The sequence below is a fragment of the Gilliamella bombi genome, from assembly GCF_900103255.1.
Taxonomy (GTDB): domain Bacteria; phylum Pseudomonadota; class Gammaproteobacteria; order Enterobacterales; family Orbaceae; genus Gilliamella; species Gilliamella bombi.
The window spans coordinates 1-23,996 of record NZ_FMWS01000038.1 but is presented as its reverse complement, the minus strand read 5'-3'; the positions used below and the strand labels follow the sequence as shown (position 1 = coordinate 23,996).

Genomic DNA, 23,996 nt, shown 5'->3' with positions numbered 1-23,996 from the left:
GACATGATTAAAATTAGCGCCGATCAAATTAACCATAAAGTGGGGGCACCCTATTATTTAATTTTAGGTAGTGACCCCTATTTACAGCATTATGTGCAAACTGAGTTACGCAAATCCTTTTTACAAAAAGGATTTGACGAGCAACTTACTTTTGTAATTGATAATCAAACCGATTGGACAGCAATTTATGATAGCTGTCAGGCTATGAATCTATTTTCTGCAAATACTCTGATTTTTCTTAATTTTGGTGAGGGTTCATTAAACGCAGCTATCACTACCAAACTCAATACTCTAAGTGAGGTTTTAACCCCTGGTATTGCGCTGGTTATTACACTTAACAAAATTACGAAATCGCAAGAAAACGCTACTTGGTATAAAGCTTTATCGGATAAATTGGTGGTTGTCAATTGCACTACACCCGATACTTTACAGTTGCCACAATGGATTAAAAATCATTTTCAACAACAACAAATGACCATTGAACCAAAGGCAATTGAACTACTTTGCTATTATTATGAAGGTAATTTACTAGCATTAACACAAATTATTGCACAACTCAAGTTGTTGTATCCTAATCAGAACATTTCTTATGATGAAGTCGAAAATAATATAAATGATTCGGCAATATTTACACCATATCATTGGACTGATGCGATGATTGCCAATAAAACAAAACGAGCCATTCATATTTTACAACAGTTAAAAATAAATGAATTTGAGCCGTTAATTTTATTGCGGATTGTTCAACGTGAATTGATATTGATGATCAATTTAAAAAAAGGATTGCAACAAAAATCATTAAAACAAGTTTTCGATGAATATAAGGTTTGGCAAAATAAAAGAACGATATATACCAGTTATCTAAACCGTTTCGATATTAATGACCTATTTAATTTATTAGCCAAATTGACAGAGATCGAAATCAGTTTAAAGCATGATAACCAAGCACGAATATGGGACGCAATGTTTAATTTATCGATGCAATTTATGGGATTAGATAAATGTTAACTGCATTATTAGGAGGAACTTTTGATCCGATCCATTATGGACACCTTCGCCCTGCTATTTCGTTAGCAAATGAAGTCGGATTAAAGCAAATTGGTTTATTGCCTAATCATATCCCTCCTCATAAACCACAACCCGAAGCGAGTACTGAACAACGCTTGGCAATGTTAAAATTGGCTATCGAAGGTTTACCATTATTTGCGTTGAATGTAAGAGAAATCTTACCTGAAACTTCAACACGTCCTTCTTATACTATCGAAACGCTTCAAGCCTGGCGACAAGAAAATGGGAATAGTGAAGGATTGGCATTTATTATGGGACAAGATTCATTATTGAGTTTACCGACTTGGAGTAAATGGAAAACGCTGCTTGATTATTGCCATTTACTAATTTGCCGTAGACCAGGTTATGCCCAAAAAACTGATAACATTGAGTTACAACAATGGATTGATGTGCATAATACCACAAACGTTAAAGATCTACACAATTCACCACATGGTTATATCTTTTTTGCACATACGCCACTTGAAGATATTTCAGCTACTGAGATCAGGCAAAATATTAACAACCAAGCCAGTTGTGAAAATTTGTTACCACCCAAAGTGTGGCATTATATTCATCAGCAAGGCCTTTATACTGCAAAGAAATAGTAGAAAGGACTTTACATCTGACAGTTTTTTCGGCATTATTTCGCCGCTGTGTTTATTTATTTTAAACTCAGCTTTTTGTGTTTATACTTAACTTTACTTTGTCATCGAATAAAATACTTTCTAGGTGACATATAATGCAACGCTATACCTTTGCATTATATGCTTAGACGAGGAAAGTTAGTTGAGTATATTTAATTTGTACTTATTATTAAGAGGCCCCAATGGCAAAAGAAGATAACATTGAAATGCAAGGAACTATACTTGATACTCTTCCAAATACGATGTTTCGTGTTGAACTTGAAAATGGTCATGTCGTTACTGCACATATTTCTGGTAAGATGCGGAAGAACTATATTCGTATTTTAACTGGTGATAAAGTTACTGTTGAAATGACTCCTTACGATCTATCTAAAGCACGCATCATCTTCCGAAGTCGCTAATATCGTTATCAGAATAAACTGTTATCACTATATAACTGTTTATTTCTCTCTTCTTTAATAAAAAAACCGTCGACAAAAGTCGACGGAGAAGTAAGATGTTCAAACTAAGCTAGTGAGTTAATCATCTTTAGAAAAGTTCATTTGATCGTATTTAACCCATTTTGTCTTTTTAACTATCTTGTAGCCAAAGTAAATCATTAAAAATAATGGGATACCAATATAGGTCGCGATCACACCCTTCCAATCAATGGTATCTTGTAAGAAAGCTTCGTAATTTTGACCAAGCGTAATAATTAAGCATAATACAAAAGCAAAAATAGGGCCAAATGGGAAATAGCTTGATTTATATGGTAATTGATCAACATCATTACCTTGAATAAAGTAACCCTTTCTAAAACGATAATGGCTAATTGCAATGCCTAGCCAAGCAATAAAGCCTGTCATACCTGACATATTAAGTAACCATAAATAAACAGCCTGATCTTTATACATCGAGGTTAAGAAACAAAGCATGGCCACAAATGTTGTTGCTAACAACGCAGCACGAGGCACACCTGACGATGATAATTTTGCAAAGATTTTAGGCGCTTTACCTTCTTTAGCAAGAGCATAAAGCATACGAGTTGAAGCATAAAGTCCTGAGTTACCCGCAGATAATACTGAAGTCAGTATAACTGCATTCATTAATGCCGCAGCTGATAATAATCCTGCATGTTCAAATACTAAGGTAAATGGACTAACACTTATATCGGTTTCATCGTTACGTAGTAAATTAGGATCAGTATAAGGAATAATTAAACTGATGACTAAAATCGCAAAGATATAAAATAACAGTATTCGCCAAAAGACTTGTCGCATAGCTTTAGGAATATTTTTTTCTGGATCTTTTGATTCACCAGCTGCAATACCAATTAATTCGGTACCTTGAAATGAAAATCCAACTACCATTGCTACACCAATCATTGCTGAAAAACCACCGGCAAAAGGCGCTTCTTTGATGGTCCAATTTTGCCAACCAGCACCTTCGGCACCATGGAAAATACCAATAATCATTAATAAACCAACAATAATAAAAACAATAACGGTGACGACTTTAATTAATGAAAACCAAAATTCAGCTTCACCAAAGCCTTTAACTGAAATATAGTTTAAGCAAAAGATGATACTTAAAAACAATAAACTCCATAACCAGCTATAAGGACCGGCATCAAACCAATAAGAAATAACTAGCTGAGCGGCAACTAGGTCAACCGCAACCGTAATTGCCCAGTTATACCAATAGTTCCAACCAATGGCAAAACCAAACGCTTCATCTACATAACGTGAACCATAAGTTGCAAAGGTGCCTGAAACAGGTAAATATGCAGCAAGTTCCCCTAAGCTAGTCATTAAAAAGTACACCATTACACCTATAATGGCATACGAAAGCAAAGCACCACCGGGACCTGCATGAGCAACAGTTGCTCCTGAGGCAACAAATAGCCCTGTGCCAATTGAACCACCAATGGCGATCATGGCTAAGTGACGCGCCTTCAAATCTCGTTTTAATTTGTTTTTCATATCAATATTCTTCTTTGTTAAGGAGAGTAAATCTTATGGAGCATAAATTTTTATACTTCACATTATTTAACAGCCAAATAGGCAGCTAAAAATTTATATTAATCATTACAGATAAATAAAATGAGGAAGTGTATCAAAAAAAGATGATGGCGAGATAAATAATTCTAATAATAGAACCGTTTTGTTAAATATATACAATACTTAACCTTTAGTTAGCTGTTCTAATTGAGTTAAATAATTCAATGCTTGCGAACGGCTATTACAACACATTTCGATACAAGGTTTTAATCGACCACAGACTATTGGTCTTGATGGGTGCAAAAACAATTTACATTGATAATTGTTATCTAAATGAATACAAGCAATACCAGCTGGTTTACCTTTAGGCATACCGGGAATGGCTGATGAAATTGAAGGAGCAATACAACAGGCACCGCAGTTTTTTCGACATTGGAGTGAATCTATCATAGTATTTCCTTTATTTTAAGCTTATTCAATAAATTTTGATGGTGACAATAGCAAGTTAGCGGTAAAATAGCGAGCTAATTTTTTAACCTTTTTTATTAATCGTGAAGAATAAATATTATGGCTAAAGCAAATGAAATAAAACGTGGTGATGCAGTCACCTATAATGGTAAATTATTACTTGTTAAAGATATTGATGTTCAAAGTCCAACTGCACGGGGTGCCAGTACACTTTATAAAATGCGTTTTACCGATGTAAAAAATGGTGGAAAAGTTGAAGAACGTTTTAAAGGTGATGATATCCTCGAAACAATTGAACTATCCCGTCGACCTGTTAGTTTTTCGTATATTGATGGTGATGAATATGTATTTATGGATAATGAGGATTATACCCCTTATATCTTCAAAAAAGAGCAAATTGAAGATGAATTATTGTTTATCCCTGAAGGCGGTATGAATGGTATTCAAGTGCTAATGGCTGATGGTGAAGTTCTTGCCTTGGAATTGCCACAGACTGTTGAACTTGATATTGTTGAAACCTCGCCAAGTATTAAAGGTGCTTCAGCTAGTGCGCGAACTAAACCAGCTACTTTATCAACTGGGCTTGTAATTCAGGTTCCAGAATATATTGATAACCATGAAAGAGTTAAAATTCATATTGCTGAACGCCGTTACATGAGCCGTGCCGAATAACCAATAAAATCGTAATGAATATATATAATCAAAATAAACTACATAAACGATTGCGTCGCTTAACTGGCGAAGCAATCGCTGACTTTAATATGATCGAAGAAGGCGATCGTATTATGGTTTGCTTATCAGGCGGTAAAGATAGTTATACTTTGCTTGATATTCTTATCAACTTAAAAATCAGTGCACCAGTACATTTTGATCTAATAGCAGTTAACTTAGATCAAAAACAACCAGGATTTCCTGAACATGTATTGCCTGAATATTTAAATTCGTTAGGCATTGAATATAAAATCGTGCAAGAAAACACCTACGGTATTGTCAAGGATAAAATCCCTGAAGGTAAAACAACTTGCTCGCTTTGTTCACGGCTACGTCGTGGTATTTTATATCGCACAGCGACCGAACTTGGTGCAACAAAAATTGCCCTTGGCCATCATCGTGATGATATTTTAGAAACATTATTTTTAAATATGTTCTATGGTGGCAAACTCAAAGCAATGCCGCCAAAGCTAATGAATGATTCAGGTGAACATATCATTATCCGACCACTGGCTTATTGCAAAGAAAAAGACATCGCCAAATACGCTGAAATTAAACAATTTCCGATTATTCCTTGTAATCTATGTGGCTCACAACCCAACTTGCAAAGGCAGGTAATTAAAGAAATGCTCAATGAATGGGATAAAAAGTTCCCCGGACGCATTGAAACCATGTTCCGAGCAACACAAAACATCACCCTATCCCATCTGTGTGATACCAATTTGTTTGATTTTAAAGGAATTAAAAAAGGTGATCTTGCTGTTAATGGTGGCGATATTGCTTTTGACCGCGAAGATATGGCAACAACCATCGGCTTTGATGCTTCAGAACTTGAAAAACAAGATATGATTTTATGGAAGGAAGCAAAATAGTGGCTTAATATACATATACTTTAACTTTTTTCATCAATGCCATTAATGTGGCATTGATTTTTACATTTCCTAGAAATTTTAAATCAACAATAAAGTTAAACCAAACATTAAAATAAAAAGCCAATTTATTATGTTAACCATTTTAGCCAGCATTGGTTGACTATTTGTTTTTCTTGCACAAATTGCGAACTATTAACCGTGCTAGATTGTAATTGCAATGCTAATCTATGAATTTTGTTGCGCATATCGATATAGGCTTGTGTTAGCTGCTCTGCTTCTTGGCTATCCATTATTTGATAATTTGTCGCAAGTTCTAAAATCCGAACATTATCGCTCCACTTTGTCATTTTAGGATATTTATTAGCATAATTAAGCACAAGATATTGCGATATAAACTCAATATCTCCTATTCCTCCTTCATCAATTTTTAAGTTAAATAAATTGTTTTGAGTGCTACCTAGATGTACTCTCATTTTTTCACGCATTTCACGCACTTCTTTTTTTAATACAACTTCATCACGCTTTTTACAAAGTACATTATGACGAATTTGGTTAAAACGTTTTATTAATTCACCTTCTCCATATATAGCTCTTGCTCTGACTAATGCTTGATGCTCCCAAGTCCAAGCTTCATTCATTTGGTAATCTTCGAACGAATCTAAACTACAAGCAAGCAATCCTGCATCACCCTGAGGGCGAAGCCTTACATCAACTTCATATAAAATCCCAAAACTAGTACGAACATTAAATAGATGAATAATTCGCTGAACTAAACGCAAATAGAATTGACGACTATCTATCTGCTTATTGCCGTTAGTTATACTATTAACTGGACAATCATGTAAAAAAACCAAATCGAGATCCGAACCATAACCCAGTTCCCAACCGCCTAATTTACCATAGCCAATTACCACCAAGCCTTTATGATTATCAGCCAAATGCTCAGGCTTGCCATAGCGAGTAATCATTTGATTCCAAGCCATTTGTATGACAAAATCTAATAATGATTCAGCCACATAAGTTAGGTGATCACTGACCTTCATGGTAGTTAATACATGCTCAACATCGCAAGCAGCTATATGCAACAATTGCATCTGTTTAAATTGACGTAAAGCTTCAAGTTGTTGTTCTTCGTCATCAACTTCAATACGCAATAAATATTGATAAAGCTGGCTTTTATATTCATTTGGAGCAACAGTCTGATAAAGCGAATTGATATCAATAAGCTCATCTAATAATATAGGGTAATGAGCCAGCTGATCGCTAATCATTGGTGAAGCACTACATAAGCGAATCAATTGCTTCAAAGCAGTTGGATATTCAAGTAACAGTTCTAAATAAGTGGTGCGACTAACAATATTAACAAGTAACGGCAAAATCCTTGATAGCACCATTGTTGCTTGCTTTTCGCTACAGACAGCTTCTAACAAACGTGGCATTAACTGATCGAGGATTTCACGCCCCCGTACGCCAATGGTACGTTTACCTATATCATCACGAAATTGCACTAGCATTTGGTAGATCTGCGTAACTTCTGTTTCTGAATAGGTAGGTAATATTGCACTAACATCGCTTATTTGAAGATCAGGCACCCAAAGATCGTCAAATTGATCGTTATAAGGCTTAGTCGTTGAGGTAGATTCTGATTCGTTTTCGCCAATAAGTTCATTAAAAATTTGGCGGTTATGTTGCATTCGTACTAATAACGCTTGTTCAAAATCATGCCAATGATTAAAGCCCATGCTTGTCGCTAAACGAGCTTGATCCAGTGCATTATCTGGCAAGGTTTGGGTCTGTTCATCAGCAATAGCTTGTACAAGATTTTCACAACGGCGTAAAAATAGGTAATTTTCTCGTAACAACGATACTTCATTCGATGCAAGTAGCGATTCTTGTTCAATCACATCAAGCGCATTTAATAACGAACGAGTTTGCAACCCCACTACTCTTCCACCACGAATAAGCTGAAAAACTTGTACAATAAACTCTATTTCACGAATCCCACCAGCACCAAGCTTAATGTTATTTTTTAAACCACGACGACGCACTTCACGTTCAATCATGCTTTTCATATTACGCAATGATTGTAAAACACTAAAATCAATATAGCGACGATAAACAAATGGTTTTAACATTTGATAAAGCTCACTGACATAAGGAGATTGTTGATCCCCAAGCACTTTAGCTTTAACCATTGCATAACGTTCCCAATCGCGCCCTTGTTCTTGGTAGTAATCTTCCATAGCAGAAAAACTCAGCACCAAAGGTCCACCATCACCAAGTGGCCGCAAGCGCATATCAACGCGATAAACAAATCCATCTTCTGTAATTTGGTCTAACGCTTTGATCAAACGTTGTCCCAAACGTGTAAAGAATACAGCATTATCTAACTCTCTACGCCCTCCTTGTGTTTGTCCATGTTCAGGATAGGTAAAAATCAAATCAATATCGGAAGAAAAATTAAGTTCTCCACCACCTAATTTTCCCATACCTAAAATCAGCAGTGGCTGCGCCTGACCTTGAGCATTGTAAGGTGTCCCCCACTCTTTGCAACTAAGCTCATAAAACCAATTACGAGCTGTAACAATTATCACCTCAGCGAGTTCACTTAATTGTAATAAAATCTGCTCGTCATTACTGATATGAACTAGTTGAGACCATGCTAACCGGACTAAAATATAACGACGAAATTGCCTTAAAATCTTCATGAATTCAGTTTCATCTGAAACTGCTATTAATTTTTCATTTAACCAAGTTTGGTAATACTGTCTTTCGTCTGCCTGTGGGGGATTTTGGCTGATTTCTGTTAGCCAGTTAGGAAATCGATAAAATGCATCTACCAAAAAATTACTTCGCACTAAAATATCTAGATTAGCTTGTATTTCGTTTGATTGACATTGTTTAAGTTGAGAGGCAACTTTTTGCTTTTGTTGTTCAAGCAAAGAAGAAACTGGAAGGTTAAATTCTGACATAAGCAAGCTCTCTTAGAAATTTCTTCACAAAATAATATCAGCAAAATAAGAATATATTATAAGTAACTTTTGTAAGTTATATAGTATTTTATATACAAAATAAAAAAGTGTCGAAAATGATGAGATAATTTTTAATTGAGTATTGTTTTTAGGAATGATTCATAAAGAATATACAACTTCTTTAAACCCTTTATTTTATATTACTATAGGTGCAAAGTCTTTTTGGAGTAAAAAGACCTTTACTGGAGCTATATATAACCATATATCCTAATAAAAACCGTCATTATATTGTTGTATAGATAATAAAATATCATACCGAAAAAAGTAAAAATTTCAGGCAACAATTCTTACAATTAATATAAGGCAACCTTGTCTATTATAGAACAATGCCTATTATAATTAATGTAAAAATGTTACCAATAAACTAATTTGTACAAATTTTATTCTGACTTTGACTCAACAAAACTGGATAAATTAACTTCTTTCCCAAAAAATGCTTTTGCTGTTTTACTAACAACTACCGAACCTATTGCACATAGAATAAGAAGAAATAATATAATATCTGTTATAACAATAACCATTATTTCGCTGTCTGTTAATGAATCTGCAACCTCATCAAACCATTTCAGACAATATATATTGAAAAATAAAACAATTATTGCTGCCAACGATGTTAACACAAAAGCAATGACAGAACTTGAAATTAATGACTTCACCTGTAAATTATCATAAACAGTTTTAAATTGTTTTCGCAAAACAAAATAACCAATCGTATTTACAATCAATAAAAAAACTGAATAAAAAATAATAGTTCTAATATGGTATTCAAGGGGACCTATAGAATCCAGAGGATCTTTAGGAACAAAAAAGAAATTTAAGCAAAATAAGACAATAGATAGATAATAGAAATTAAATAATAGAATAAATAAAGATAAATGAGTTTTTTGACTATTGTCCGAGGATAATACAATCATATTTGGCTCTGTTACGAAAGCTGTTCGCAGTAGTTTTATCCCTAAATAAATCGCCATTATTATCCAAATATAACAAGCTAATCTAAATATGCCTATATAGAGGCTTTCTATATAAGTAAAATAATATGGCGCTATAGCATAATATAAAAATCCAAGAACCTGTCGCTCAAATATCACCTGATAACCATTGATACCTATTATTATAAAAAAAACAATCAAAAACACACAAAGCAGATTCTTTTTATTGACTCGATAGACCGAATTCTTGTGCAAGATTATGGCTGAAGTAATAAAAATTAAAACCAGATTTGCTAACTGATTAAAAGTATTAGGCAAAACTATATGAATAATTAATGATAAAAAAGAATCGTCCCAAATATATGGGTTAACCTTTGCATAGCTAAAAACCATATTCTCAACAAGAAGTTCTCGTCCAACTAAAAAAGTACTATCTAGCACCCCATAAAACAGCAAAAACAAGAACGGTAATTTAAAAAAAGAAAGCTTCATTATTTTACTCTTTATTTCATTGATTAATAGTCATATTTGCGATCAACATAAGCCTGAACTTTGTATTAATCTCACTAAAAGCAAATTCTTTTACAGAGTTAATAGTCAATAATGCCATTTGCCATTGTGTAAATTCAGGCTCAAAAGGAAGATTTTTATCTATTAGAATATAATTTATTTGGTTTAGCGTTTGTTTATATAACTCTAAATCATTAACTTCTAATGCATATTCTTCATTTTGTTGCCAAAATCTTAACAGGCTTGCTAGATCTTGATGGGCTTGAAAATCAAATTGACAAGTTTTAAGTGATGCATTTTTCAGTAAACAATAGCCCCTAGCAGCTTTACTTTGTGAAAAAAGATGTAAATGGAAACGGCTTAATTCAAGAGCAAAATTAAACAGGTCTTGTTTATTACCTTGTTTGAGTTCTAATTCGACTTCTTGAATGATTTTAACTTTTTTGTTTGACTTAATTTCCCCTTGGTCTAGTGCTACCTCAATTTCGCTACTCGCAAAAGAAATTAACCAAGTTTGCCTTTTGAAATCAGTACTGAACAATGGTAATAAATCTCGTTGTAACCGCTCAATATCGCAATTATAGGGTAATGCCATATGTGGTAATACAGCTAAATTGGGTTCTGAATTAGGTAAGTCAACATTAAATTCAGCACGCTCATGTAATCCAGACACAGACTTGCTATCTCGCTTTAAAGTGATTTCAAACTCTTTTTCGTGATCACTTTCGCATTCCCTTACTCGCAATCCACACTGATTATTACGTAGGTAATAATCGCTTGTGTCATAATAGGTACTAGTCAAATTGAGTTTTGTAGAACTGTTTTTTGCCGGTGATATCGTTAAAAATTCAACTTCGTCGCTATCAGCCCATTGATCTAGAAAATATCTTAAATTAGCAATATCACTAGTATTAATTTCAAACTTTAATTCGATTTCATTACTCATTCATCTACTATTTTTTCGCTATTTTTACCATAATCAACGATAAATCTACTTCATACATCATAGCGAATCACCGTTAATCAACAATATGACAAATTATTTTACAACACGAAATGGATTAGGTTTTGATTTAGATTGTTTAGGTTGTGAGGACAAAGATTCACTCTGTATACTATATTGTGGTTCATCTTCAAATCCCATACCCACGCCATTTTCACGAGCATAAATTGCCTCAATCGCAGCCATTGGTACCACAATATGTTGTGGCACACCAGAAAAGCGAGCATTAAATTCAATTTGTTCATTAGTAGCCAAATATTGACCAACGGATTGTGGAGCTATATTCAGTACAATTTGATTGTTTTGGATAAATTCCTGCGGCACTAACACTCCATATACAGAAGTATTAACCACAATGTAAGGTGTTAAATCATTATCCAAAATCCAGTCATAAAAAGCCCTAAATAGATAAGGGCGACGTGGCGTCATTTGTTCAAGTTCCATCAAGGCTACCTTGTCTAAAATTATCGAAAATAAAGATAAATTTAATTGTTTATGATCTTATCTTTTTTTCTGCTTCAGTTAATGAATTAATAAAAGCAGGACGTTCAAAAACTCTCGCCATATAAGCTAAATAACTCTTTTCAGCTACTTTTGGTAATTCAATACTAAGCAATGGCAAACGCCAAAGTAACGGCGCAAAGTAACAATCGCATAATGTAAAATCATCACTCATAAAATAATCTTTTTCTTTAAACATAACCGAAATCGAAACAAGATCATCAAGAAGATTTTTTCGTGCTGTTTTAGCGGCATCACTATTAGGATCAGCAATAATTGTTTCGTATGCACTATACCACTCTTTTTTAATACGGTACATTGTTAATCGTGAATTAGCGCGAACGATAGGATAAACAGGCATCAATGGTGGATGTGGAAAGCGTTCATCCAAATATTCTAACGCAATATGTGGTTCATATAACGTAAGGTCACGATCAATTAAAGTTGGAATTGAACTATATGGATTAAGATCCAATAATTCCTGTGGTAAATTATCTGCCGTTACAAACTCTATTTCCGCAGTTACCCCTTTTTCTGCCAAAACAAAACGAATCTGATGCCCGTAAATATCTGTTGTATCACAAAATAATGTCATTACAGAACGTTTATTAACAGCAACAACCATATCCACTCCAAATTTATAAAATTAAAATAAGTCTAGTTGCCGTCTATTCTAACAAATTGGATAACAAAATTGTTAAAAAAAATAAATTTTCTTTAATTCTTTTCTTCAAGCCCTAATTTTGACAAGCAGTTTCATAAAACATGTGCTTAAGTATAGGATTTATAAAATTAGTTAACCTAATAATATTAAATAATATTTATTTCCTAAATAATCTTAATTCTTAAAAATATTTAACCTACGTAGTTTAGCTTTTTAATTAACCAAATCAGCATAAAAAAAACCAGCATTTGCTGGGTTTTGAAACAAAATTGTAACGTTTTTGTAATATTGCTGGTCGGGTAAGGACACAACATTACTGTTGTGCCCTCCCCTAAGAACTGTACGAGCAAATTTCTCCGCATACAGCTCAAGCCTTTCAATTGACTTTAGTAAGCCAGTTTCACTACCTCCAATTTCAGTTGGTATGTCGACACTTTTTAGTACCAAAAAGATAAGGTCATCGATTCCTTTTGTATTCAATCGGCGACTGGTAATTTAATGTTGAATAATGTTCACTGGGTTTGAGCATGGCGTACACTTCGTAATGGTCAGCGTACTTTTCGGCTACTACCTCGACCTGATCGCCATCATTAAATTTATAAGAGCCGAGCCAGCCTTTTAACGTGATGGTGTCATTTAATTTGGCGCTAATATATTGTGCTTGCACATAATTACTACGGTCATTACCATTGGCATGCCCTAAGCCAGCTAATGCGGCAATGCTATTACCATTTAAAGTAGCAAGTAGTGCGCCCTTTCTAAGCTGGTTGTTGTGTTTTTGTTTTTGCTCGTCACTTAAATAAGCACCATCAGCAAGTGGTGCATAGCAAAATAGACCTTTAAATTCGGATAGAGTACCGGTTAATTTAACCAAATTTTGGGGCGGTAGTATTGGATCAGTAATGCTGATACCGGTTTTTTTTAATAGCTGCTCTTTGTCGTTATAGATGGGATCGTTACCATCATATTTTGCGTAAGGCATAATCGAATTCCTTATGAACTTATTTTCTTTTTTTATTTTTAACTCGTAAGGGTGGCTTGCCTTTTTTGCATAATACTTCAGGATCGTAATAAAAAAAGAACCAGCCAGCACCTGATTTAGGCGGTCTAATATATTGATCAGTCTTATTATTATACTTTTCTACAAATTTCCCTTGAGCAATTAATTTAGCAATATATTGCTTACTTATTTTGGCTAAATTAATATCTTTGACATCTTGCCAGCCCAACACGGTAAAAATGCGCTCAGCAAGTTTTACATGTGTAGCTGTTGAAGTTTTATTTACCATTAAGTTAGCTATTCCGAACATTACTCCTAATGTGCCAAAACCAATGGTCAGATTTTCCAACGAAAAATCGAAAAAAAAGTAGTTCATTAATAACACGCAAATAACATAAAAGATAAACATGGGTAAACGATATTGTTTAAATGCTTGTTTACGCCCCGCAAAACATAAAGGGATAAGCGAGATAATTTGTTCACTGGGTTTGAGCATGGCGTACACTTCGTAATGGTCAGCGTGCTTTTCGGCTACTACCTCGACCTGATCGCCATCATTAAATTTATAAAAACCGATCCAACCTTTTAACGTGATGGTGTCATTTAATTTGGCAGTAATATACTGTGCATCTACCTCATTACTACGATCATTACCATTGGCATGCCCCAAGCCGGCTAATGCGGTAATGCTATTACCATTTAAAGTGGCAAGCACTGCGCCCTTTCTAAGCTGATTGTTGTGTTTTTGCTTTTGCTCGTCACTTAAATAAGCGCCATCAGCAAGTGGTGCATAGCAAAACAGACCTTTAAATTCGGATAGGGTGCCAGTTAATTTCACCAAATTTTTGGGCGGTAAGATTGGATCAGTAATACTAATACCGGTTTTTTTTAATAGCTGCTCTTTATCTTTATAGATAGGGTCGTTACCATCATATTTTGCGTAAGGCATAATCGAATTCCTTATGAACTTATTTTCTTTTTTTATTTTTAACTCGTAAGGGTGTTTTGCCTTTTTTGCATAATACCTCTGGATCGTAATAATAAAAGTGCCATGCTTCCCCAGTTTTAGGTGGTCTTGTATAGAGATCTGTACTATTATTATATTTAGTTGAGTATTTTCCTTGCTTAATTAATTTAACAACATATTGCCTACTTATTATGGCTAAATTAATATTTTTGACATCTTGCCAGCCCAATAGTGTAAAAATACGCTCAGCCAGCGTAACATGTGTGGCAAGCGAATTTTTATAAACTATAAAAAAAGCTACCCCCAAGATTACCCCTAATGTACCGAAACCAATGGTCAGATTTTCCAATGAAAAATCTAGGAAAAAGTAGTTCATTAATAGCACACAAACAACATAAAAGATAAACATAGGCAAACGATATTGTTTGAAGGCTTGGTTACGCCCCGCAAAACATAAAGGGACAAGTGAGATAATTTGTTCACTAGGTTTAAGCATGGCGTACACTTCGTAATGGTCATTGTGCTTTTCGGCTACCACCTCGACCTGATCGCCATCATTAAATTTATAAAAACCGAGCCAACCTTTTAATGTGATGGTGTCATTTAATTTGGCAGTGATATATTGTGCTGCAAATAGATTACTGCGGTCATTACCATTAGCATGTCCCAAACCAGCTAGCGCAGCAATGCTATTACCATTTAAAGTAGCAAGTAGTGCGCCCTTTCTAAGCTGATTTTGCTGTTTTTGTTTTTGCTCGTCACTTAAATAAGCCCCATCCCCCAGCTGTGCATAGCAAAACAGACCTTTAAATTCGGATAGGGTGCCAGTTAGTTTAACTAGTTTTTTAGGGGGCAGGGTCGGTTCGGTAATGCTAATGCCGGTTTTTTTTAATAGCTGCTCTTTGTCTTTATAGATAGGGTCGTTACCATCATATTTTGCGTAAGGCATAATCGAATTCCTTATGAACTTATTTTCTTTTTTTATTTTTAACCCGTAAGGGAGACTTGCCTTTTTTGCACAATATTTCAGGATCGTAATAAAAAAAGAACCAGCCATCCCCTGATTTATGCGGTCTAATATATTGATCAGTCTTATTATTGTATTTTTTTGTATATTTACCTTGTGCAATTAATTTAGCAATATATTGCCTACTTATTTTTGTTAAATTGATATTAGTCACATTTTTCCAACCCAACAGCTTAAAAATTCGCTCAGCAAGTTTGATATGTGTCGCAATCGAATTTTTATTTACTTTCGAGCAAGCTATTCCCAATATTACCCCTAATGAGCCAAAACCAATAGTCAGATTTTCTAGACTAAAATCGAGAAAAAAGTAGTTCATAAGTAGAGTGCAAACAATATAAAATATAAAAAAAGTTATATGATAAATTTTTAAAACTTGCTTACGCCCTGCAAAGCATAAAGGGATCAGCGAGATAATTTGTTCACTGGGTTTGAGCATGGCGTACACTTCGTAATGGTCATTGTGCTTTTCGGCGACCACCTCGACCTGATCGCCATCATTAAATTTATAAAAACCGAGCCAACCTTTTAACGTGATGGTGCCGTTTAATTTGGCGGTGATATATTGTGCGGAGAACAGATTACTACGGTCATTACCATTAGCATGCCCTAAACCGGCTAATGCGGCAATGCTATTACCGTTTAAGGTGGCAAGTAGTGCGCCCTTTCTAAGCTGGTTGTTGTGTTTTTGTTTTTGCTCATCACTTAAATAAGCACCATCAGCAAGTGGCGCATAGCAAAACAGACCTTTAAATTCGGATAGGGTGCCAGTTAATTTCACCAAATTTTTGGGCGGTAAGATTGGATCAGTAATACTAATACCGGTTTTTTTTAATAGCTGCTCTTTATCTTTATAGATAGGGTCGTTACCATCATATTTTGCGTAAGGCATAATCGAATTCCTTATGAACTTATTTTCTTTTTTTATTTTTAACCCGTAAGGGTGGCTTGCCTTTTTTGCATAATACATCTGGGTCATAGTAAAAAAAATACCAGCCACCACCTGATTTAGGCGGTCTAATATGTGGATCTGTTTTATTATTATATTCTTTTGCATATTTTTCTTGGGCAATTAATTTAGCAACATATTGTCTACTTATTTTAACTAAATTAATATTTTTGACATCTTGCCAGCCCAACACAGTAAAAATGCGCTCAGCCAGCGTGATATGAGTCGCAATTGAATTTTTATATACATTGAAAATAGCTAGCCAGAAAATTACCCCTAATGAGCCAAAACCAATGGTTAGATTTTCCAATGAAAAATCAAGAAAAAAGTAGTTCATTAATAGCACACAAATAACATAAAAAATAAACATGGGGAAATGATTGTATTTTAAGGCCTGATTACGGCCGGCAAAACATAAAGGGACAAGTGAGATAATCTGTTCACTGGGTTTGAGCATGGCATACACTTCGTAATGGTCGTCGTGCTTTTCGGCGACCACTTCGACCTGATCGCCATCATTAAATTTATAAAAACCGATCCAACCCTTTAAAATGATAGTGCTATTTAATTTAGCAGTAATATATTGCGCATCCACATAATTACTACGGTCATTACCATTAGCATGCCCTAAGCCAGCCAGCGCAGCAATGCTATTACCATTTAAAGTGGCAAGTAGTGCACCTTTTCTAAGTTGATTGTTGTGTTTTTGTTTTTGCTCATCACTTAAATAAGCGCCATCAGCAAGTGGCGCATAGCAAAATAGACCTTTAAATTCGGATAGAGTACCGGTTAATTTAACCAAATTTTTGGGTGGTAGTATTGGATCAGTAATGCTGATACTGGTTTTTTTTAATAGCTGCTCTTTGTCTTTATAGATGGGATCTTTGCCATCATATTTTGCGTAAGGCATAATCGAATTCCTTATGAACTTATTTTCTTTTTTTTTCTTTTTTTATTTTTAACACGCAAAGGCGGTCTGCTTTTTTTGCATAATACCTCTGGATCGTAGTAAAAAAATCCCCAACCTTCGCCAGGTTTGGGTGGTCTAATATATTGATCGGTAATATCATATTTAGTTGAATATTTACCTTGTTCAATTAATCTAACTATATATTGTTTACTTATTTTTACTAAATTGATATTGGTGACATCTTGCCAACCCAACACGGTAAAAATTCGCTCGGCGAGGGTAACATTCGTTGCTATAAAGTTTCTATAAACCATAAAAAAAGCTGTCCCTAATATTACCCCTAATGTACTAAAACCAATGGTCAGATTTTCTAAACTAAAATCGAGAAAAAAATAGTTCATGAGCAAGGTGCAAACAACATAAATAATAAAAAAAGGTAAATGATAGCGTTTTAATGCTTGGTTACGCCCCGCAAAACATAAAGGGACAAGTGAGATAATTTGTTCACTAGGTTTAAGCATGGCGTACACTTCGTAATGGTCATTGTGCTTTTCGGCTACCACCTCGACCTGATCGCCATCATTAAATTTATAAAAACCGAGCCAACCTTTTAACGTGATGGTGCCGTTTAATTTGGCAGTGATATACTGAGCATCTAAATCATTACTACGGTCATTACCATTAGCATGCCCCAAGCCAGCCAGCGCAGCAATACTATTACCATTTAAAGTAGCAAGTAGTGCACCCTTTCTAAGTTGGTTGTTGTGTTTTTGTTTTTGCTCGTCACTTAAATAAGCACCATCACCAAGTGGTGCATAGCAAAATAGACCTTTAAATTCGGATAGGGTACCAGTTAATTTAACCAAATTTTTGGGCGGTAAGATTGGATCAGTAATACTAATACCGGTTTTTTTTAATAGCTGCTCTTTATCTTTATAGATAGGGTCGTTACCATCATATTTTGCGTAAGGCATAATCGAATTCCTTATGAAATTATTCTCTTTTTTTATTTTTAACCCGTAAGGGAGACCTGCCGTTTTTGCATAACACTTCTGGGTCGTAATAATAAAAAAACCAACCTTCACCAAATTTAGGTGGTCTAATATATGCATCTATTTTATTATTGCATTCTTTTGCATATTTCCCTTGGGCTATTAATTTAGCAATATACTGCTTACTTATTTTGGCTAAATTGATATTAGTAACATTTCGCCAACCCAACACGGTAAATATTCGTTCAGCAAGTGTCACATGTGTTGCTATAAAATTTTTATAGACCATCAGAGTAGCTATCCCGAATATTACGCCTAATGAACCAAAACCAATGGTCAGATTTTCTAAACTAAAATCGAAAAAAAAGTAGTTCATTAATAGCACGCAAATAACATAAAAGATAAATATGGGTAAATGATAGCGTTTTAATGCTTGGTTACGTCCCGCAAAACAAAATGGGATCAGCGAGATAATTTGTTCACTAGGTTTAAGCATGGCATACACTTCGTAATAGTCGTCGTGCTTTTCGGCGACCACCTCGACCTGATCACCATCATTAAATTTATAAAAACCGATCCAGCCTTTTAAGGTCATGGTGTCATTTAATTTTGTGGTAATATATTGTGCAGGAAAATAAGTATTTTGATCATTGCCATTAGCATGCCCTAAGCCAGCCAGCGCAGCAATACTATTACCATTTAAAGTAGCAAGTAGTGCACCCTTTCTAAGTTGGTTGTTATGTTTTTGTTTTTGCTCGTCACTTAGATAAGCTCGATTCCCTAGCTGAGCATAGCAAAATAGACCTTTAAATTCGGATAGGGTGCCGGTTAGTTTAACCAAATTTTTGGGCGGTAGGATTGGCTCGGTAATACTAATACCGGTTTTTTTTAATAGCTGCTCTTTGTCGTTATAGATAGGGTCTTTGCCATCATATTTTGCGTAAGGCATAATCGAATTCCTTATATAATTATTGAGGGATAGGCCAATTATAAATAATTTGCCAATCACTCGATGAGAATACTGGCATATTTTCTTTGATACGTTTTTGTTCTTGTTCGGCGTAATATTCGGCTAGCTGATCTTCATATTTTTTAAAGATCGCTTGCAGTGCCACAATTTCTTTTTCGGACGAGTTAAAGCGATAGGCAAAGTCATAATCTGCTATATTTTGCCCTTTGCCAAAACGGCAACGTCTTAACCATTTTTCGATATCATCGTCTTCAGCTAATTCGAAGTATAGTTGAAGTAAAAATATACCTAGACTAATCCATGGGTTTAAAGCGAGAGCTATTATTATCATGGAAATCTCTCCGACGGCGGTTACCATTATACTGACAAAGGCCGTTCTAGCCACTAACCCTGCAACTAATTGAATACCTCTATTCATTATTTTAATTAAACTGGTTTTACCCATTTGTAAAAATAAATCGGTGGTGGATACAATCAAGGTAAATAGAGATACATAATATAATGTTTTTTGAGTCTGATCTTTCTCTGAAGTGTCCTCGTTCCAATTTAAACCAATATCAATTAACCCCGCTATCACCCCAAAAAAGTTGCCTAAAAAGTTCATATTGGACAGTAATTTGGCATTAATTTGTCCTTTGTTGGCATATGCGGTAACTAACCGAAAGCTTGCTGCCATGGATGCCGATACCGCCATGGTTAATTGATAATCTGCTTGGTTTTGTTGGGCTTGGGTTTTTAATGAGTTATCGGTCACTATATAATAGATCTTCATGATATGTACCCCCAATATTGCCGCGGTAAAGCTTGCTCCCACCTTTTCATTGGTGATATGTTGCTTAATCAGGTTGGTGGCTTTTTGTGAGGCATTTGCCAGCTTTTCACCGACATTTTTGATATCAGAATACAAGGCACTTTTTAAGTTGTCTGCCCATTTGTTGTATGACGCCATTCTATTTTTTAGCGCAGTTTTAGATAGCCTTGTTGGCGATATGGCTATTAAAAAAGCTTCGGCAAATTCTGATGATAAATCACCGCCCATTTTTTGCATATATTTTAATAAAGCGATAAGTGCAGCACAGCTTCCCTCTTTAATTGGACGCAAATAGGCGGCTGTGATTTGGTTATCTATCGAATCACCATCAATTAATGAGTTTCGTTCGCTTTCAAATAAAGTAAAGAACTCTTTAACAAGATCTAATGCTTTATGTTCATCTTGTGGGTCAAAAAGTGAGTTACTAATGTTGGCAATGCTATTAGCGATGCCTATCATAGCATTGCTTTCAGCTGATTCGGCTTGATAAAATTCTAATACTGTTTCTAATTTATCTAAGAATTCGCCATAAGATTGCGGTTTTAATTGGGTTGTTTTATTTAATGATAATAAAAAGTTGACACATTTTTTTTGTTTTTCTTTATCTAATTTTCGATTAGCAAACACAGCCGACCAAATAATATTATGCCCCTCTAAGTTTTCGTCCTCAATTAATTGGGTAAATAATTGGGTAACTTTACTACTTTGGGCTTGCATGCCTAAGGTCATTAAAATATCGTTGGCAAACGCCAAATAATTATCATCATCTTGTGCAAAATCATCGGCCGACAATGAAATTGGATGCCTTTCTTTTTGCTTACTACAATCTATCCATAAAATTAAATCATTTAATAATCCTGCAATATAGTTTTCGGCCTCTTGCAAAAAAGCGGCATATTTTTCTTTATAGAGTTTATAACCGTCGTCTAAATGATTTTCATATTTGCGCCAACGCTTTTCGGCCGATTGTTCGGTTTTATTTTTTTCATGCCATACTGCTTTATACGCCTGAGCTTTAGCTTCAAATTCGATTCTCATTGCCGCTAATTTAATATCTAAGCGTTTAATGTCTACCATCTTTGCTTGTTTATTTAATTTAAATGCCCGTTCTAAAACTTGTGCGTGCCTTTTTTCACCCACTTCTTCAATCAGGTAATTTTCTTTTACAAATTGGACTAATATTGCGGCTCTATATTTTGTACTTTCTACCTTTTTTTCTATATCGGTTAAATTTGGATTAACATATGGGGAAATAAAATTATATTTTTTATATTCACTCACAATATTAATAACACGTTGGCCTTGGGCTTTTTGTTCTTCGCTCCATGGTACGATTCGGGTTGTATCGGTTCCTAAAATACCACTATCATAAGGTTTTACTTTTTCATTAAAATATTTTGCATCAGCAAGGTATTTTCTATTGGTGTTTTTTATATGTTTTTTAAAATCTTCTTCACTTTCCGCAAGATCGCTATTCTTTATTGCTTCTTCAAGCATTGCAATACCACTACAAGTGGCATTTTCACGCTGTCTTTCTATCATTATTTTTCTAAACGAGTTTAATGCACTGTTACTCCAATTACTTAACTCAGCAGCAATACCAATACTGTCGTTTAATACAACCATCATTGGTGAGCAATCTGTGCTGTTACGTTCGGCTGACATCATTTTTTTATGTAGATAGACTGAATACGGCTCTTTTGGGGTGATTTGGTCATAAACTGGCTTGGTTAATGATTGCCAAGGTGCTAATGTGCTTCGTTTTTTGAATAGCTGTTTATCATATATAAATGGTTGGCTAAGTATAGCACTTTGCGAAAGCGTACTTTTGTCTAATGGTTTATTATCATACAAATAAGGAAAGCAAAATAAGTAGTTGATGCTTTTAAATATTGGTAAGGATGTTGTGATTCTTTCTTTAAAATCATCAAGGTTTTGGATATCCAAGGTTGAGGCGATAGCTTCCTGATTAGCGGTAGTTATGCCAATTCCGTTAGTTTGCGAATTTATCCATTGCTTTGGTTTGATCAGTTGCATTCGCAAGTTACGTTTATCTTCATCATTAAGGTATTTTTTTAAAGTCTTAGCTCTCCATTTATGTTCACTAAAAGCAAGCCAGGCTTTTTCACATTTTTCGGGGTTTGAAAGTGTAATAAAAGCGATATTGCTTGATAAATGGGCGCTGTTGCTGCAGGTCGTTTGTATATCATTGACAGGTATAGAAGGGTTTTCTTTACTTATGATATCACCAAATCTTAATAGATCTTGCTCTTTACTAATATCTTGTTGCCAAAAACCGCCGTTTTCATCAATTTTATAAATGGAAATATCTAATATAATATTGTCTTCATACTGACATAACACATAAAGGTAGCCTGATCGCATGGTTCTTAGCACATATTTGCTATCTCCTTTTAAAATAGGCAGCATATCGTTTTTTGCCCATGAGGGTAAATCTGCATTGATATATTTAGGTGCAACAGCATAACGAACAGGATAAATTGGTAGGCCTTTAGATTGGCATTTTTCACATAAACCCATTATTTATTTCCTTTGTATTAATGATACATTCATCCGCTATAATATCCCATTGTTGTGGGGTTATAGTTTGTAATTGTTTTATTAGTGATTGGTGCCGATGTTGTCTTATTGCTTCGGCAATAATTGGATGTTCAATAAATTCAGGATGTATAACTAAACTATGATAAGCATATTCGGCTAGATCTCGTTTATCATGGTATCCTTTGAGGGTAGCATTTTGAAAAGATTGCATAATAATGCAATCAGCTTCACTTTCAGGTAAGCTATATTCAGGGTGAAAAAAATGATAACGAGCAAGTGTCTGATTACGGCTTTCAATCCAGTTTATTTGTTGCCATTGTTGCTTGATGATCCCCAAATTGCCAATAATATTTTTACGTTCATCTCTGTGATTTTTTTCAATAATTAAATGACCATCACTGTTAAGATATAACCATGAATGAATCGGATTAAGTAATATTTTTTTTTGCACAAAAATGAAAATATTTAATAGTGGTGGTAACACCGATGGGTCAAAATAACGCAATAATTGTTTACCGTCACTTGAGGGTTGAATGGCAACTTTTCCTAACTCTTGTGCTAATACTTCAGCATTAAATGAGGAATAAATCCAGCCATATACAGAACGTGGTCTTGCAAATAACACTGTTTTAGGATCGATGGCTAAATAAAATTCCTGAATACTTTGTTTTAATATGGTTCGATCTTTTTCATTTTTTAAATCAAGTTCAATCAGTCCTGGTGTGTGTTTGATTTGGTAGCTGATATATCGAAATAATGTTAATTTTTTTTCTGCAATCAAATCGGTTAAACTGGTCTTTTGGTCATGTGATTGATAGATAAGGTAAAAATTTGCATCATTTTTTAATGACAGCGCAATAATCTGTTGAAAAACAGTCTCAATATCTTGCTTTTGTATTGATTTATTCATTTTATCCATAACTTATCCAAGTTTTACATTTGCTTTTTGTAGTTTATCCGCTTCTTGTATCGCCGATTCACAACCAGCAGGTAATAAAGCATCTACATCCATATTCGCTGGCCCCATCTTCTGCATCACATTACATTTAAGATAGATATTATCCTGTGTACCCAGTTCAATGCCTTCACTGCTGATTTTGATATAAGAGCCACCGCAGATGAGCGTTATTTCTTTTGCTGCTGTTATCTGCGTTTTGCCATCGACACTATCCACTTTGATATCTTGTTTGGCAGCCATATTAAGGTTAGCATTTTGGGCTTGCACTTCAATATCGCCTTGGTTGGCAAAGAGTTTCATCCCTGATTTTTGGGCAAATAAACCCATCGCTTCAGCCGATGATAGGGTGATATTTTTTAAGGCGTTGATATCGGTTTGGTTTTCACTGGTTAAGGTCAGGCTGTTAGCTGTCGATAGTTGGATGTTTTCAGGGCTGGTTAGGGCGATGCCTTCTTGCGCATAGGCTAGTAAGCCACTTTGGGTTAGC

23 protein-coding genes are annotated in these 23,996 nt (G+C 34.7%); 5 read left to right on the top strand and 18 right to left on the bottom strand.

The genetic code is table 11. The annotated features are described in order from the left end of the window. Positions 1-3: 3 nt before the first annotated feature. The 3 genes from holA (at position 4) to infA (ending at position 2,095) form a co-directional block, all read left to right on the top strand. Complete coding sequence (holA, locus tag B9N71_RS07900; protein ID WP_085165353.1) at positions 4-1,008, top strand: DNA polymerase III subunit delta; 1,005 nt, start codon at positions 4-6, stop codon at positions 1,006-1,008. Next, positions 1,002-1,655 carry a nicotinate-nucleotide adenylyltransferase gene (nadD, locus tag B9N71_RS07895; RefSeq protein WP_085165351.1) on the top strand — a complete coding sequence of 218 codons (654 nt, stop codon included), beginning with the start codon at positions 1,002-1,004 and terminating at the stop codon, positions 1,653-1,655. Before holA ends, nadD begins: the two co-directional genes overlap by 7 nt. Positions 1,656-1,876: 221 nt before the next feature. Continuing rightward, positions 1,877-2,095, top strand: coding sequence for a translation initiation factor IF-1 (gene infA, locus B9N71_RS07890; protein ID WP_025315083.1), 219 nt, complete (start codon positions 1,877-1,879; stop codon positions 2,093-2,095). A 117-nt stretch (positions 2,096-2,212) separates the two neighbouring features. On the opposite strand, the gene B9N71_RS07885 is transcribed toward infA, so the two are convergent. Both B9N71_RS07885 and B9N71_RS07880 read right to left on the bottom strand, forming a co-directional pair. Beyond that, positions 2,213-3,655 carry an amino acid permease gene (locus B9N71_RS07885; RefSeq protein ID WP_085165349.1) on the bottom strand — a complete coding sequence of 481 codons (1,443 nt, stop codon included), beginning with the start codon at positions 3,653-3,655 and terminating at the stop codon, positions 2,213-2,215. A 201-nt stretch (positions 3,656-3,856) separates the two neighbouring features. Further along, positions 3,857-4,123 carry a YkgJ family cysteine cluster protein gene (locus B9N71_RS07880; protein ID WP_065611240.1) on the bottom strand — a complete coding sequence of 89 codons (267 nt, stop codon included), beginning with the start codon at positions 4,121-4,123 and terminating at the stop codon, positions 3,857-3,859. Between the two features lie 117 nt (positions 4,124-4,240). Between B9N71_RS07880 and yeiP the strand changes: the two genes are divergently transcribed. After that, the gene (yeiP, locus tag B9N71_RS07875) at positions 4,241-4,813 is read left to right on the top strand and encodes an elongation factor P-like protein YeiP (RefSeq protein ID WP_065559915.1); all 573 of its coding nucleotides are present in this window, start codon (positions 4,241-4,243) and stop codon (positions 4,811-4,813) included. 14 nt (positions 4,814-4,827) lie between these two features. Next, complete coding sequence (ttcA, locus tag B9N71_RS07870; RefSeq protein ID WP_065611238.1) at positions 4,828-5,724, top strand: tRNA 2-thiocytidine(32) synthetase TtcA; 897 nt, start codon at positions 4,828-4,830, stop codon at positions 5,722-5,724. Positions 5,725-5,852: 128 nt separating this feature from the next. On the opposite strand, the gene glnE is transcribed toward ttcA, so the two are convergent. The 16 genes from glnE to B9N71_RS07790 all read right to left on the bottom strand — a co-directional run. Beyond that, on the bottom strand, positions 5,853-8,696 hold the full coding sequence (gene glnE / locus B9N71_RS07865; protein WP_085165347.1) for a bifunctional [glutamate--ammonia ligase]-adenylyl-L-tyrosine phosphorylase/[glutamate--ammonia-ligase] adenylyltransferase: 2,844 nt from the start codon (positions 8,694-8,696) through the stop codon (positions 5,853-5,855). Positions 8,697-9,136: 440 nt separating this feature from the next. Continuing rightward, positions 9,137-10,180, bottom strand: coding sequence for a hypothetical protein (locus B9N71_RS07860; RefSeq protein ID WP_085165344.1), 1,044 nt, complete (start codon positions 10,178-10,180; stop codon positions 9,137-9,139). A 16-nt stretch (positions 10,181-10,196) separates the two neighbouring features. Then, entirely contained in the window at positions 10,197-11,144 is a 948-nt protein-coding gene (locus B9N71_RS07855; protein WP_085165342.1) for a CYTH domain-containing protein, read from the bottom strand. Between the two features lie 93 nt (positions 11,145-11,237). Next, positions 11,238-11,645: a ClpXP protease specificity-enhancing factor gene (locus tag B9N71_RS07850; protein ID WP_085165339.1), complete on the bottom strand. Its 408-nt coding sequence runs from the start codon at positions 11,643-11,645 to the stop codon at positions 11,238-11,240. A 49-nt stretch (positions 11,646-11,694) separates the two neighbouring features. Then, positions 11,695-12,327 carry a glutathione S-transferase N-terminal domain-containing protein gene (locus B9N71_RS07845; protein ID WP_065589152.1) on the bottom strand — a complete coding sequence of 211 codons (633 nt, stop codon included), beginning with the start codon at positions 12,325-12,327 and terminating at the stop codon, positions 11,695-11,697. A 252-nt stretch (positions 12,328-12,579) separates the two neighbouring features. Beyond that, complete coding sequence (locus B9N71_RS07840) at positions 12,580-12,846, bottom strand: hypothetical protein (RefSeq protein WP_143422088.1); 267 nt, start codon at positions 12,844-12,846, stop codon at positions 12,580-12,582. Continuing rightward, positions 12,824-13,348: a hypothetical protein gene (locus tag B9N71_RS07835; RefSeq protein ID WP_085165335.1), complete on the bottom strand. Its 525-nt coding sequence runs from the start codon at positions 13,346-13,348 to the stop codon at positions 12,824-12,826. The genes B9N71_RS07840 and B9N71_RS07835 overlap by 23 nt, the downstream gene beginning before the upstream one ends. A gap of 19 nt (positions 13,349-13,367) precedes the next feature. Further along, complete coding sequence (locus B9N71_RS07830) at positions 13,368-14,315, bottom strand: putative type VI secretion system effector (RefSeq protein WP_085165333.1); 948 nt, start codon at positions 14,313-14,315, stop codon at positions 13,368-13,370. 19 nt (positions 14,316-14,334) lie between these two features. After that, positions 14,335-15,282, bottom strand: coding sequence for a putative type VI secretion system effector (locus tag B9N71_RS07825; protein ID WP_085165331.1), 948 nt, complete (start codon positions 15,280-15,282; stop codon positions 14,335-14,337). 19 nt (positions 15,283-15,301) lie between these two features. Continuing rightward, on the bottom strand, positions 15,302-16,249 hold the full coding sequence (locus B9N71_RS07820; protein ID WP_085165329.1) for a putative type VI secretion system effector: 948 nt from the start codon (positions 16,247-16,249) through the stop codon (positions 15,302-15,304). Between the two features lie 19 nt (positions 16,250-16,268). Beyond that, the gene (locus B9N71_RS07815; RefSeq protein ID WP_085165327.1) at positions 16,269-17,216 is read right to left on the bottom strand and encodes a putative type VI secretion system effector; all 948 of its coding nucleotides are present in this window, start codon (positions 17,214-17,216) and stop codon (positions 16,269-16,271) included. Positions 17,217-17,227: 11 nt separating this feature from the next. Then, positions 17,228-18,190: a putative type VI secretion system effector gene (locus B9N71_RS07810; protein WP_085165325.1), complete on the bottom strand. Its 963-nt coding sequence runs from the start codon at positions 18,188-18,190 to the stop codon at positions 17,228-17,230. 19 nt (positions 18,191-18,209) lie between these two features. Then, positions 18,210-19,157, bottom strand: coding sequence for a putative type VI secretion system effector (locus tag B9N71_RS07805; protein ID WP_085165322.1), 948 nt, complete (start codon positions 19,155-19,157; stop codon positions 18,210-18,212). Between the two features lie 19 nt (positions 19,158-19,176). Continuing rightward, entirely contained in the window at positions 19,177-22,530 is a 3,354-nt protein-coding gene (locus tag B9N71_RS07800) for a T6SS effector BTH_I2691 family protein (RefSeq protein ID WP_085165320.1), read from the bottom strand. After that, complete coding sequence (locus B9N71_RS07795) at positions 22,517-23,461, bottom strand: DUF4123 domain-containing protein (RefSeq protein WP_143422087.1); 945 nt, start codon at positions 23,459-23,461, stop codon at positions 22,517-22,519. Before B9N71_RS07795 ends, B9N71_RS07800 begins: the two co-directional genes overlap by 14 nt. Positions 23,462-23,473: 12 nt before the next feature. Next, positions 23,474-23,996, bottom strand: a 523-nt coding sequence (locus B9N71_RS07790; RefSeq protein ID WP_143422086.1) for a DUF2345 domain-containing protein, incomplete at its 5' end; no start/stop codon positions are given.